The organism is Vibrio sp. Isolate30, from assembly GCF_022397975.1.
Classification (GTDB): Bacteria; Pseudomonadota; Gammaproteobacteria; order Enterobacterales; family Vibrionaceae; genus Vibrio; species Vibrio fortis.
In genome coordinates, this window is the sequence record NZ_JAKEUS010000008.1 from 175,635 (window position 1) to 190,400 (window position 14,766).

At 34.7% G+C, this 14,766-nt stretch carries 11 protein-coding genes; all 11 read left to right on the top strand.

Annotated elements, in window-relative coordinates:
- Positions 1-97 precede the first annotated feature (97 nt).
- The 11 genes from L1D60_RS17755 (at position 98) to L1D60_RS17805 (ending at position 14,765) form a co-directional block, all read left to right on the top strand.
- On the top strand, positions 98-2,269 hold the full coding sequence (locus L1D60_RS17755; RefSeq protein ID WP_239842277.1) for a polysaccharide biosynthesis tyrosine autokinase: 2,172 nt from the start codon (positions 98-100) through the stop codon (positions 2,267-2,269).
- A 165-nt stretch (positions 2,270-2,434) separates the two neighbouring features.
- Positions 2,435-3,715, top strand: a complete 1,281-nt coding sequence (gene tviB / locus L1D60_RS17760; protein WP_239842278.1) for a Vi polysaccharide biosynthesis UDP-N-acetylglucosamine C-6 dehydrogenase TviB — start codon at positions 2,435-2,437, stop codon at positions 3,713-3,715.
- Positions 3,716-3,910: 195 nt separating this feature from the next.
- On the top strand, positions 3,911-4,933 hold the full coding sequence (locus tag L1D60_RS17765; RefSeq protein ID WP_239842279.1) for an NAD-dependent epimerase/dehydratase family protein: 1,023 nt from the start codon (positions 3,911-3,913) through the stop codon (positions 4,931-4,933).
- A gap of 12 nt (positions 4,934-4,945) precedes the next feature.
- A complete protein-coding gene (locus L1D60_RS17770) occupies positions 4,946-6,178 on the top strand; it encodes an oligosaccharide flippase family protein (protein WP_239842280.1) in 1,233 nt (410 codons plus the stop codon).
- Positions 6,171-6,644, top strand: a complete 474-nt coding sequence (locus L1D60_RS17775; protein ID WP_239842281.1) for a DapH/DapD/GlmU-related protein — start codon at positions 6,171-6,173, stop codon at positions 6,642-6,644. Before L1D60_RS17770 ends, L1D60_RS17775 begins: the two co-directional genes overlap by 8 nt.
- A 4-nt stretch (positions 6,645-6,648) precedes the next feature.
- A complete protein-coding gene (locus L1D60_RS17780; RefSeq protein WP_239842282.1) occupies positions 6,649-7,644 on the top strand; it encodes a glycosyltransferase family 2 protein in 996 nt (331 codons plus the stop codon).
- Positions 7,644-8,564 carry an ATP-grasp fold amidoligase family protein gene (locus tag L1D60_RS17785; protein ID WP_239842283.1) on the top strand — a complete coding sequence of 307 codons (921 nt, stop codon included), beginning with the start codon at positions 7,644-7,646 and terminating at the stop codon, positions 8,562-8,564. Before L1D60_RS17780 ends, L1D60_RS17785 begins: the two co-directional genes overlap by 1 nt.
- An 809-nt stretch (positions 8,565-9,373) precedes the next feature.
- Positions 9,374-10,534, top strand: a complete 1,161-nt coding sequence (locus L1D60_RS17790) for a glycosyltransferase (protein WP_239842284.1) — start codon at positions 9,374-9,376, stop codon at positions 10,532-10,534.
- The gene (locus tag L1D60_RS17795; protein WP_239842285.1) at positions 10,531-11,658 is read left to right on the top strand and encodes a CapA family protein; all 1,128 of its coding nucleotides are present in this window, start codon (positions 10,531-10,533) and stop codon (positions 11,656-11,658) included. The genes L1D60_RS17790 and L1D60_RS17795 overlap by 4 nt, the downstream gene beginning before the upstream one ends.
- 1,072 nt (positions 11,659-12,730) lie before the next feature.
- The gene (locus L1D60_RS17800; RefSeq protein WP_239842286.1) at positions 12,731-13,618 is read left to right on the top strand and encodes a glycosyltransferase; all 888 of its coding nucleotides are present in this window, start codon (positions 12,731-12,733) and stop codon (positions 13,616-13,618) included.
- Positions 13,611-14,765: a glycosyltransferase family 4 protein gene (locus L1D60_RS17805; protein WP_239842287.1), complete on the top strand. Its 1,155-nt coding sequence runs from the start codon at positions 13,611-13,613 to the stop codon at positions 14,763-14,765. Before L1D60_RS17800 ends, L1D60_RS17805 begins: the two co-directional genes overlap by 8 nt.
- Position 14,766: the final 1 nt, after the last annotated feature.

Consider the following 14,766-nt stretch of genomic DNA (forward strand, 5'->3'; position numbering starts at 1 on the left):
TTGAGCCAGCAGAAACGATAATATAAACGATTCAAGTTGGTTTATTCTAAATAAGCCAACTAACAAAATAGTACGAGTTTTAGGAAATAGTAATTCGATGACAACACAACCATCTAGGCAATTACAGACTGATAACGCAGGTGAGATAGATTTAGGGAAGCTGTTTGGTATTTTACTTGATGCCAAGTGGTGGATTATCTTTACTACGTTTATCTTTACGATCGGCGGTGTTGTATTTGCACTGTTATCCACGCCTATTTATAAAGCGGATGCGCTAATTCAGATTGAAGAGAAAAGCTCTGGTGGAATCTCATCAATGGTGGGCGATATGGGGGAGCTATTCGCTCAAGAATCTTCTGCCACCACTGAAATCGAGATCATCAAATCGAGAATGATCTTGGGTGAAACGGTCGATAAGTTTAATTTAACTACAGTTGTCTCTCCTATTTACGCGCCTGTTGTTGGCAAAGGTGTCGCTCGTTTAACTAATGATGTTAATAATATTTCCGTTAGTCGCTTTGTGGTTCCTGGTTATGCTAGTGGAAACGTGCACACGATTCGTATTGTAGATGTAGAGCAGGGCACTTACCAACTTATTCGAGGAGACGAACGTGTCATTTTAGAGGGTAAAATTGGCGAACTAGCCACTGCAGATGACTACAGTCTATTTGTCGCTGGTTATGAATCTCATAATGGTTTTGAGTTTTCCATAGCTAATCGCAGCCGTTTAGAAGCTATTGAATGGTTAAAATCTTCTCTTTCGTTGTCAGAACAAGGTAAACAAACGGGTATCTTGAAGCTAAGCTTTGAGGGTGAAAATAAGCAGCAAATTTCTGACATCTTAAATCATATTAGCCAAATCTACTTCTTACAAAATGTAAAACGTAACTCTGCTGAAGCAGAGAAGAGTTTAGCTTTCCTAGAAGGGCACCTTCCTGGTATCAAATCTCAGTTAACCACGTTTGAAGATGCGCTGAATAACTACCGTCAAGAAAACGAATCGATTGACTTGGGCTTAGAAGCCCAATCAACACTAAAAGTGATGGTAGAACTGGAAGCGCAACTTAATGAACTGACGTTCAGAGAGAGTGAGATTAGCCAGCGCTTTACCAAAGATCACCCTGCTTATAAATCACTGCTTGATAAGCGTGAAACCCTCTTGAAAGAGAAAGATCGTTTAAACCAGCAGGTGCAAAAGCTACCTAAAACACAACGTGAAGTACTGCGTATGACACGTGACGTTGAAGTAAACCAACAGATCTACATTCAACTTTTAAACAAAGTACAGGAGTTAAGTATTATCAAAGCGGGCACTGTGGGCAATGTACGTATTCTAGATGATGCTCAAGCTTATGCGCGCGCAGTTAAACCAAAGAAGCCACTGATTGTTGTATTAGCTACACTTTTAGGCGGTATGTTGAGCGTGGCCTTTATATCAGTGAAAGCGGCTTTTCACCGAGGTGTTGAAAGCCCTGACCAAATTGAAGAGCTTGGTTTACCCGTTTACGCAGCAGTACCTAAGTCAGACTTGCAGTTAGAGCTAGCCAATCGATTTAAATCTAAGAAAAAAATAGCCTCTGGTACAAAGGCACTGCTTGCCGAGTCAAACCCTGCCGACCTTTCTGTTGAAGCACTACGTGGTCTTCGCACAAGTTTGCACTTTGCGATGCTTGAAGCAAAAAACAACATTTTGATGATCTCTGGTCCAGCACCCGGTATTGGTAAGTCATTTATCTCAACTAACTTCGCAGCAGTAGCAGCCAAAACAGGCCAGAAAGTCCTGTTAATTGATGCCGATATGCGAAAGGGCTATTTGCAGCAAAGCTTTGGTGTGAAGTGGGATAATGGCTTATCTGATTTGTTGATCGGGAAACAAGATTTTACTCAATCAGTTAAAGCAACCCCAGTTGAAAACCTTGAAATCATTACCCGTGGCCAAGTACCGCCAAATCCATCTGAGCTTCTAATGCATCCACGTTTTGCGGAACTTATGGAGTGGGCATCAAAGGAGTATGACTTAGTGATCGTCGATACGCCACCAGTGCTAGCGGTAACTGATCCAAGTATTGTCGGTGCTTTTGCCGGAACCACTTTAATGGTTGCTCGTTTTGGTCAAAACACCGTGAAAGAGATTGATGTAGCACGCAACCGCTTTGAGCAATCTGGTATTGAAGTGAAAGGTGTAATCTTCAACGCTATTGAAAAGAAAGCATCAAGCTCGTATGGGTATGGTTACTATAACTATGACTATTCAAGCGATAAGAAGTAATAAAGCCTATTGAGGGCGTTTAAGAAAATTTAGACTATATAAGAGATGGCTGAAAATCGACTGTCTCAAAATGAATAAGAAATGTCTCAGTGTGTTAATGCCGCTGAGACATTTTTGTGAGTAAATACTCGCAAAATTTAGAATTAAAATTTATCGGGAATACATATGACGTCCATCTTTGAAAATACTAAAGTTGCCATAATCGGCCTAGGTTATGTTGGCTTACCACTCGCAGTGGAGTTCGGTAAAAAAATGCCTACGTTAGGCTTTGATATTAATCAATCTCGAGTTGAAGAGCTTAAAAATGGCTTAGATTCCACGCTTGAATGTTCTGGTGAAGAGCTTAAAGAAGCAGAGTTTCTTGTATATACGGCAGACCTAAATGAACTCAAAGACGCCAATGTTTACATTGTTACGGTTCCAACGCCAATTGACGAACACAAGCAACCGGATTTAACGCCGCTTATTAAAGCTTCTGAAGCTTTAGGTACGATTGTAAGCAAAGACGACATTATTATATACGAATCTACCGTTTACCCCGGTGCGACCGAAGAAACTTGTATACCTGTTGTTGAGTCAGTATCTGGACTAACCTATAACAAAGACTTCTTTGCTGGTTACTCGCCAGAGCGAATCAATCCAGGTGATAAAGAACATCGTGTAACCAATATCCTTAAAGTGACCAGTGGTTCGAATGATGATATTGCCGAGTTTGTAGACCAGTTATACAAAACTATTATTACTGCAGGTACACATAAAGCATCAAGCATTAAAGTAGCAGAAGCAGCCAAGGTAATAGAGAACACTCAACGCGATGTAAATATTGCATTGATTAATGAACTTTCCATTATATTCAATAAGCTAAATATCGACACACTAGAGGTCTTAGAAGCTGCTGGGACTAAATGGAACTTCTTACCATTCCGTCCTGGTCTAGTTGGAGGCCACTGTATTGGAGTAGACCCGTACTATTTAACACATAAAGCGCAAACAGTGGGTTATCATCCAGAAATGATCCTAGCGGGTCGTCGTTTAAACGATGGCATGGGAAAGTATGTCGTGTCTGAGCTGGTAAAGAAAATGCTCAAACGACGTATTCATGTTGAAGGAGCAAATGTACTAGTTATGGGGCTTACCTTCAAAGAGAATTGCCCAGACCTGCGTAACACAAAAGTCGTTGATATCGTCGCTGAACTAAAAGAGTACAACATCAATGTGGATATCATTGACCCTTGGTGTTCAAATTCAGAAGCACAGCATGAGTATGGTTTGAGTCTTTGTGATCGTGAAAAATTAAATTATTATGATGGAATTATCATGGCCGTTTCTCATAATGAATTTAAAGCAATGGGCGTAGAGAAAATCCGTGCTCTTGGTAAGCCTAAACACGTACTGTATGACTTAAAATACGTTTTAGATAAAGAAAGCGTGGATATGCGTCTTTAATCTCACGCGACACTGAGTTTGGAAGTCTAATATAACAGCGCACAGGTTCGATAACAAAGTTTGAAGGTTATATATGCTCCATACTTATGCAATAGACCGTCATTCTAAAATGAAACTTAGAAGCGTGGTTTAGAATCAAATAGCACAGAGTTTCCCATTTCAATTACTAATGTTTAATCATAGCACGGAAATATCATGACTACATATGAACAGATCCAACAAGAGCTACTAGAGTCCCCCAAAGTTTGGTTGATAACAGGTGTAGCAGGTTTCATCGGCTCTAACCTACTGGAAAAACTACTACAACTTAACCAAACTGTTGTAGGTTTAGATAATTTCGCTACTGGTCATCAGCATAACTTGGATGAAGTAAGATGCCTAGTATCAAAAAAACAGTGGTCTCGCTTCTGCTTTATTGAAGGTGACATTCGCAATTTTAAAGAATGCCAACAGGCTGTTCAGGGAGTTGATTACGTTTTACATCAAGCTGCTTTAGGGTCTGTTCCTCGTTCTATTGCGGATCCACTCACTACAAATTCATCAAATATAACTGGCTTTTTAAATATGCTTGAAGCAGCAAAAGTAGAAAAGGTCAATAGTTTTACTTATGCTGCGAGTAGTTCAACGTACGGTGATCATCCTGCACTACCAAAAGAGGAAGCAAATATTGGCAACCCTCTATCCCCTTATGCAGTCACTAAGTATGTAAATGAACTCTACGCCAATGTATATGCACGCACTTATGGCTTTAAAAGTATTGGTTTACGTTATTTTAATGTATTTGGCCCTCGTCAAGATCCTAATGGCTCTTATGCTGCAGTTATACCTAAGTGGATTGATGCGGTAATAAATAATAAAGATATCCAAATAAATGGGGATGGGGAAACAAGCCGCGATTTCTGTTATATTGATAACGTAGTACAAATGAATATATTGTCAGCAGTAGCTACAATGGATGTAAAAAATGAAGTATATAATGTCGCTCTAAGTGATAGAACTTCACTAAATGAATTATATCAATTGATTACATCAAAGCTGGAAGAAATAGGAATTCATTATAGTAAACGAGTTTATTATAATGATTTTAGACATGGAGACGTGAGACACTCACAAGCCTGTATTAAAAAAGCTGAGGTGAAAGTAGGTTATACACCAAATGTTAAAATTGAAAAAGGCATAGAGTACACGGCTAAATGGTATAAAAACAATATTAAGTGATATGTAAGATTTATGAGAAGTAAAATTGTTTCTAATAGCATTCACTTGCTTTTGTTACAAATTCTGACATATGTATTACCTTTAGTAACGACACCTTATTTGATAAGAGTTTTAGGGGTGGATAATTATGGCCAAATAATGTTAGCCATGTCTGCTATTGTTTACGTTAATATTATCACAGATTATGGGTTTAAATTAACAGCAACAAAGCAAATATCTCAATGTGGTAGGGGGGAAATAAGTAAACTATCGGATATATTTTCAAGAGTAATTTACGCTAAAGTATTTATTAATTTTATTTGCTTTATAATTTATTTTTCAATTTTGATAATGTTCGATATTGAACGTGAAATTAGAAACATATTTTTATTAGCCTATGGAATGACTATATCACAACTTCTTCTTCCTGTATGGTTTTTCCAAGGTATTCAAGAGATGAAGTATATATCCATATTTAATGGAATGTCTAAATTATTCTACACGTTGTGTATATTCTTATTTTTGAATAGTGAAGATGATACGGTATTAGTCCCTTTAATAAACTCATCTATATCAATAATCTTTTCTCTTTTATCCGTTGTTTTTGCCTTTCGAAAGTATAACTTGTTTATTTGCCCTTTCTCTTTTACTAAGTTAAAGGATAGCTTGTTTGATGGGTGGTATATATTTCTTCAGCAACTATATTCTAGTTTATATGGCCCTATCAATGTCCTCCTCTTAGGATATTTTACGACTAACACTATAGTTGGAACATTTTCCATAGCTCAAACTTTGGTCTCAATTCCTGGTATGGTGGTTATAGTGGTAGGGCAAGCAATATATCCTCACATGAGCAAGCTATATACCAGTGATAAGGTAGGATACTTTTGTTTTTTAAAAAAGATAGCTATTGCTATTATAGCGTATTCTATTTTGTCAACGGTGATGGTGTACTTTATCGGAAGCTATGCTATAGAGATTTTTGTAGGTGAACCTGAAAGTAATGTTAATGAAATTCTAGATGTGTTGCTTCTAGGGTTACTATTTTCTTCTTTTAGTCAATTAATTACTCAAGTATATGTAACAACAGGGAAAGAAAGAGTGCTTTCTAAGATATCATTTTTTGTGATGGTTTGTAGCTTAATATTAAGTCCCTTTACTATTTATAACTTCGGCGTGATTGGCTTAAGCATATATATTGTCTTGAGACAATCTATTGTTTTCTTTCTCTCACTGTTTTTTTTGAGAAAAGTGATAAATGAATAATAAACTAATTAATCTTAGACATTTTTGCTACAATATGAATCTGTCTAGAGAAAAAAATACATATTTTGTTAGAAAGCTGAAAGGATTATTAGTGTATTGTATCGGCGGTGGATATAATCTAATAGTGTCTTTTTTATATAATTCATACTTTCCATATACTACAAAAGTAGGCGTGGGGTTGAAGCTTAGCCATTCTTTTAATGGTATTCATATATCTAGAAGTTGTCAGATAGGTGACTATTGTACAATTCTTCAAAATACTACCATAGGCTCCAACCAACCAGTCAACGATAAAGCACCAAAGATAGGAAATAATGTGTTTATTGGTGCTAATTGTACAATAATAGGTGATGTTGTCATTGGTGACGATTGTATTATAGGAGCAGGTACTGTTATTGCAAAAGGTATAATACCCAAAGGCTCCATTGTTGTGGGATCAAAGTATAGAATAATTAATGAGGTGTAAATTAATGTCTAATGTGGAAATTTCTGTCACCATGGCTGCATATAACTGCGAAGAATTTATATCAAAAGCAATTGAATCAGTTCAAAATCAAACTTTTAAAAAATTTGAGTTTATTATATATAATGATGCGTCAACAGATAGAACGCTGGATATTATTGAAAACTATGCTCTAGTAGATAAGAGAATTATCGTTGTTAATAATACCCAAAATAGAGGGTTGTCTTACTGTAGAAATGAATCTCTGAAAAGGTCAAAAGGAAAGTTCATATTATTCTTGGATGCTGATGATATATTTCACGAACAACTATTAGAGAAAGCGGTAACTAAGGCTAAAAGTGAAAATTCTGATTGTGTGATATGGGACTATGCTACATTTTCTGAAGAAAGTGATATCGAGTCAACGATAAAGTATAAGAAGTCATCTTTAGGCACAATCTCTCAAGAATTAAAAAAGGAAAGACTAAAGATTCCTGCATTCACTTGGATTAAGATGTTTAATAGAGAAAAGTTAATTTCATTAAATGTTTCTTTCCCTCTTGGGTTAACCTATCAAGATGTTCCAGTTCATTGGTTGGTTATGACAAAACTGGATAACGTATCTATTTTGCCTGAAATTCTCAGTTATTATAGGCAACAGGATAATGCTGTTACACATGGCAAAGGTTGGAAGCGAACAGATTATTTCTTAGTTATGGATATTGTCAAGGAATACTTGATAAATTCCAATGTTTTTTATGAATATAAAGATCAATATCTAAAGCAAAGATTAGAGTCAATGGAGGGTGTTTATGACGTTGTAGATAACGCGTTAAAACCCAAGGCCAAAGAATTAATAAAAAATCGTATAGGAGCAGAGGAGAGGTGTTATTTAAATAGCGGCAAAGAGTTAAGGAAAAGAGCTCGATTGTTTTATCTTCAGCTTGAAGGGGATATTAAAGGTAGGATTCTTTATTATTTTTGGTTAAAAACAAGAAATGTTTATCGTAAGGTGTTTTCTTAATGATTAAAAAATATCTGGTTGATATTAAAAACAACAATCTATTTTTACTATATATCTGGAATGAATATTGTCGGTTCCGCTTTAAACTTGACTACCTCATAAACTCAGAGCGGAAATCAATAGAGAAACAGTATAAGAGATTTTCTGGAAATTCCTTGAACTTGGATAATCCTACTCTTTTTAGTGAAAAGTTACAGTATCTCAAGATAAATAATAGAGATCGCTATTTGACTAGATGTGTTGACAAAGTTGAAGTTAGAAACGTATTACAAGAATTAGGCTATAGTCATTATCTAAACGAGATTTATTGTTATTTTGATGATGTAAATAAAATTGATTTCACTAAACTACCTGATAAGTTTGTATTAAAAGGAGCTCACGGCAGTGGGTGGAACTTTATTTGCCATGATAAAAACAAAGCTAACTGGTCTTTATTAAAATTAGTGTTTAAATCTTGGCTTAAACAAAATATTTACTTTAATGGAAGAGAGTGGCCATACAAAAACTGTAAGCCGAGAATATTAGTTGAAAAATACTTAGAAGATGAATATGGCGAGTTGAGAGACTATAAGTTTCACTGTTTTAATGGGGAGCCAAAATTTATACAAGTAAATGCAGGGCGGTTTTCTTCAAAGCCTGTACAGAATTTTTACGATACTAGTTGGAATGTTCAAAGCTATGGAAAGACGATTGATCCCGATATGGACATATTCATTCCACCTCCTGAGAATATCCAAGAAATGTTAGTTGTTAGCCGCGAACTATCTAAAAAATTTGATTATGTAAGAGTAGATTTTTATGAAGTTAAAGGTAGCATAGTGTTTGGTGAGTTGACATTTTATCCCGCTAGTGGAATGCCAGATTTTACGGAGAAAGGCATAGACGAGATTTGGGGTGAACTATTAACTTTATCTAAATAGACATTTAATGATAGCTTCCTACTGTATTAATGGAATTTAGTTTTTGACGTTTATAGTTACCCTTGTTGTCATTAAAGATGATTGATTTTCTGTGGAGCAAGGAGCGTGTTGCTGTTCGTGAGAATTAAACTAAACAATCTATGACTCGAACCAACACGTTATATTTAGAATGATAGTGGAGTGTTCAACCGTGATAACGCTGTTTTACTTTCTTTTAGAGGTTAGTCATTAGACTGTAATTTAACTAATTTTCCACAGCCATGAATCTGCGCTCTGCATCGATGTTGCTAATTCGATACTATAAACCCAAAATACCATTATGTAATGGCCGATTTAAACTTGTTGAAACAAAGAGAAATAGTATCTGATTAAGTGTTGTCGGCAGGCCGAGATTGTTTACTTTCGGAAGATGTGGGTATTGTTCATAATTACTAACACATTGTTCGTTATTCATCGAAGAAAAGAGCTAGTGATGTATTAAATCACAAGTTCTATACAACCTGAAACAATGCTAGGTAGCAACGCAGAGGCTTATTAAAAATTTTGTGTTTTTCATTTATATTGAAGTAAATTATTCTCTTCATCACAGCAAAATATCAATCAAATAGTCCATTTAGGAAATAATGAACCGAGGGTAACCCTAGTTTAAAATAATAAGTACTTCAAGGCAACAATCGAATGATTTTTTCTGTTATCGCAAGCCACAACTCATGATAGCTCCAGATATTCAATATTGAACCTTAGATTGATTGGATATAAAATCTGCTCTAACTTTAACGAAAATTACACATAATAGTTGAGAAATCCTAATGAAAAAACAAATTCGTGTTTTGCATGTCACTGGGAAAATGAACAAAGGCGGAGCCGAAGTTATGCTTATGGAGATGATGAGGCATAAAAGTGATGATATAAAATTTGATTTCTTAGTCAACTTGAGTTCAACTTGTAGTCAAGAAGAAAGTTTATTTGAGAAAGAAATTAGAACTTTAGGTGGTAAAGTTGATTATATCCCTTCTCAAAATAGTAGTGGGTATATCACTTACTATAAGAATTTCAAGAATTACTTACGAGTCAATGGTAAGCCAGATATTGTACATATTCATCTAAATGCGAAGTGTGGGTATATTTCATTAGTTAGTAAAATTTGTGGTGTAAAAGCTGTTATATCTCATATACATGCAAATTTAAATTTTGGCTGGTCTTCTCCATATAGAATAGCTCAAAGTATAGAGCTTAAATTACAAAATATTCTTATTAACACGTTTTCTGATCAGTATTGGGGCTGTTCTAATGAAGCAAACGAAAGTGTTTTCTATAGATATAATAGTCGTTCTATTAATTGTAAGGTAATAAATAATGCAATTGATTTAGACTTGTATTTAAACAAAGAAAAACACATCAATGATGACAGTTCAATAGTTATAGGTAATGTGGGTAGAATTGTTGAAAATAAGAATCTTGACTACTTGTTTGAAATTCTTAATATCTTGTATAAAAAAGGATTTAATTTTAAGTTCATATTTGCCGGTAGGATTGATGATAGAGGCCTCTTTGATCGCTGTATTAATTATGCCAAAGAAAATGATTTTTATGAGAACGTTCTGTACATCGGTGAGGTGGACGATGTTCCTAAAATTATGTTAGATATGGATGTTTTTGTGGCCCCTTCTGAAAATGAAGGTTTTGGAATGGTAGCAATCGAAGCGCAAGCAGCAAGCAACGTTTGTATCTTATCACAAGGTTTTCCTAACAGTGTTGATGTAGGCTTAGGAACAGTACATTTTCTACAGTTATCAAGTAAAAAAGAATGGGCTGAGAGTATCATAACCCATGCAAGAAAGAAAAAGCTGCTCGATAAACTTGTTATCAAAGAAAAGTTTAAGAGTAAGGGGTATGATATAAAAGATAACATTTCGAAAGTCGAATGCTATTATGTTGATATTTATAACAATTTGGGGGTAAAGAAATGACAAAAAAAAAAATTTTGTTACTTGGGGACATTTGTCCCACAGAAGACACAGTGAGTTACTTCAATAACGGTGACTCTGATAATTTACTCGGAGAGTTAAAGAGTGTAATTGTAAGCAGTGATATTGTCGTTGGTAATTTGGAATATCCTATTGTATCTAAGTCTAAAGCGATAGAGAAATGTGGCCCGACTCTTTCCGGTACGATCGAGAGCTTACATTGCCTAAAAAAATGTGGGTTCGATATATTATCATTGGCTAATAACCATATTGGAGATTATGGAAGTGAGGGAGTTGTTGAAACTCTAGATTCTTGTAACCTACTTGGTATTCCATCTTTTGGAGCGGGAAAAAATATTGAGGACGCAGCGAATTATCATGTACAAAATGTCCAAGGGAAAAAGATCGGATTTGTTTCTTTTGCTGAGCACGAATTCAATGCAGCTACAAGGAATGATGCCGGTGCTAATATTTTTGACCCATATACAAGCTTCGACTTTATTCGGGAAGTTAAAGAGAAAACAGACTATTTAATCGTCCTTTACCATGGTGGAGTTGAATATTATCGTTATCCTAGTCCTGAACTGATGAAAAAGTGTCGAAAGTTCATTGAATCTGGAGCTGATCTAGTATCATGCCAGCATAGCCATTGTGTTGGTGCGGAAGAAGACTATTTAGATGGCAAAATTGTTTATGGTCAAGGTAATAGCATTTATGGTTATAGGAAAAACCATAGTATGTGGAACGAAGGACTTGCTATATCTATTGAAGTTAGTAATGAGGGGATTGAATTATCCTATATAGCATTCAATTGGACAAGCTCTGGAATAAGATTAGAAACTGACAGAACAGTTATATTAGATAAATTTATGGAGCGATCTCATGAAATACAGAATAAAGATTTTGTAACTGAAAAGTGGCTTGATTTTTGTTCAACAAGTAGCGCTCATTACTTACCAATGTATTTAGGTCTTAGTGTTAATACTAACCGGCTTAATAGGGTATTGAAAAATGGTATCATTGACACATTGTACACTAAAAGACAGAAAATGGTTTCTAATAATATAATAAGATGTAATTCTCACTACGAGGTAATAAGAACAATTCTCCAGTCAGAAGAAGATTAATATGTTGCCATATGTTATTATTCTTTTTGTCGTGTTATTTTTCTCTTTATTGATAGATAGCATTGGAAATAGATATTCGATAAATAAAATCTTTAGTTTTATCATATTTTTAACTTTAGTGTTCTTCTCAGGATTACGAGACATATCTGTTGGGACAGATACAGGTAACTATTATCTGATATTTTCAAATAAAGATACGTTTTCAGAGTTTATGAGTAATGCCAATTTTGAGTACATGTTTTATACAATATCTTATTTTATTAAATTGGTATCCGATAATTTTAATTTATTTCTTATTGTTTTTTCCGCTTTGGTAATATTCAACTATCAATATGCATTCAGTAAGTTTCGAGTTAAAAGTATATTTTATGCAAATTTGGTTTTTATATGCCTAGGGTTTTATACATTTTTCTTTAATGGACTTAGACAAGGCATCGCGGCATCATTTGTTTTCTTATCTTACTATTTTATGTATCACAAGAAGTTATATAAGTTTCTGGCGGTTATTTTTATAGCATCATTGTTTCATAAAACAGCGATAATTCTTGTTCCCTTGTACTTTTTGTTTGATATATCTTTCTTTGATAAAAATAAAAAAGTATTTTTTATTATGTTATCTTTAGGTGCTGCTATTCTTCCTTTTTCAATAGAGTATATGTCGGCAATAGATAAAAGGTATTCATATTACTTAAAAAGCGAAAATACTGGCGGTGAACTTTTTGTAATATTTTATACGTTGTTTGGGTTTTGTTTTTTGTTATACAAAAATTATATCTTTAAAAGACACAATGAGTATCTTTTCTTTATGCTAGTGTATTTTTTTGGTGTCGTGATATCAATAACCTCTACGATAATGAGTTTAGATCCATCAGGAATTTTAAGATTTAATCAATATTTTTTTCCCGTATCTATTTTATTAACTAGTATTGTGTTTGAGAATCTTACTTCTTCAATTAATAAAACCTTGTTTTTTTTAGTTTCAATTGTAATCATGTTTCTTTTTTATTATTTGTCAACTCAGAGAATCGCAAACCTTAGCCCCTACATTAGCGTTTTTTAATTTGAGGTATTCATGTCTATCACAATAGGTATTCCTTTTTATAATGCTGAAAGCTATTTGCTTGAAGCTATTCAGTCAGTTTTAGCTCAGACCTTTAAAGATTGGGAGTTGATATTAATTGATGACGGCTCTTCCGACTCTTCGTTGGAAATTGCGAGGTCGATTGACGATCACCGAGTTAGAGTTTTCAGCGACGGTGAGAATAAGAAACTTGCATTTCGACTCAATCAAATTGTTGATTTGGCGAAATTTGATTTAATTGCTAGGATGGACGCTGATGACCTCATGCACCCGCGCAGACTGGAGGAGCAGTTCGCACTACTCAGCAGTAATCCCAATTGTGATCTCGTTAGTAGTGGCGTAGCTTCAATCGATGCGCACTCAAGTATTCAAGGTGTTCGCAGAGCTGTCAATCCTCCGCCAATTAACTCGGAGCGATTATTAAAAAATCAACATAATATTGTCCATGCTTCGATATTAGTTAGAAAAGAATGGATGTTGCGTAATAGGTATGATGAAAATATCGCTAGAGCACAAGATTATGAACTATGGGTGCGTGCCTATTCAAAGTCAGATCTTAACGTGATATTCTCGCCTAAAATACATTATTTTTATTTAGAAGAAGAAAATATCACAAGAGATAAGTTAGTTTCGGCTTATAAAACAGGCCTGCTTATTCTGGATAAATATAGTGATTTGTTTTCATTTAAGTTGAAAGAGCAAGCGATATTTATTTTAAAAATATTATTGGTTTATCTTCTTTCTTTATTCGGTAAATTAGACTATCTCTTAACTCGCCGTAATTCAGGGGTTTTAGATGTTGAAGATATATATGAAGTTGAAAACGCTATAAAAGAAATAAAATCAACTGTAATTCCTAGAAAGGTTATTAATGACTAGATTAGCAATTGTTGTTACCGTTCCACAATGCTTACGGTTTTTCGATGGTCAAATAGAGTACTTGGTCGAGCATGGTTTTGATGTTGCAATTTATACTTCATCAAACGAATACCTTCATTTTTATAGGGATAAATATCCAGATATAAAGTTTTTTATTATCCCTTTCAAAAGAGAAATATCATTGTTTTATGATATTAAATCTCTAATATTATTGGTGAGAGTTTTTAGGAGGGAGAAGCCTCATATAGTCCACGTCCACACCCCCAAAGCATCGCTATTAGGTAATATAGCTGGTCGAATATGTAATATACCACGTTTGATTTATACCATACATGGTTTAGTTTCACTAAAGAACGGTCAGTTTAAATTTGGACTAGTTTACTTAATGGAAAAACTAACATCACGCCTTGCAAGACAAGTTATTTCTGTTAGTCCTAGTCTTGCCAGAGTCGCTAAGGAGCAGGCGTTTGTGGGCTCTAGCGAAGCTATAACAGTTTTTGGTGCTGGGACCATAAATGGTATCGACTCCATTGGTAAATTTAATCCTGAGAATTATAATAAAAAGGACACTATTAAGGAGTTAGGCTTATCTAGCTTTTTGACTGAATTAGATGACCTGATGGTGTATGGTTTTGTTGGACGTATCTGTATAGACAAAGGCATATTCGATCTTATTTCAGTGTGGAAGGAGATTACTGATACAGGTTCTCATTTTAGATTGTTGATTGCTGGCGCTATGGAGTTATCTCCTAACGAATTGCTTGCTTTTCAAGAGTTTTTGAACGAGTATTCTGACAATGTTTGTTATATTGGTGAAGTAGACAATACTGCTCATGTTTTTAGTTTAATTGATTGTTTGATATTTCCTAGTATTCGAGAAGGGTTTGGGCTTGCTATAGCGGAGGCTGCTTCTATGAGTGTACCTTCAGTCGTTTATGATATACCCGGTGTATCTGATGCAGTTTGTGATGGGGTTACAGGCTATCGAGTCGAATGTGGTTCTTTAATTGAATTGAAAAATAAAGCACTCAAATATCAAGATTCTAAACTAAGAAAAAAACATGGAGGGGCCGCTAGAAGTTATATTGTGACTACATATAAGCAATCTTTAATACTTTCCAAACTTAAAGACTTTTATGCATCTTAGA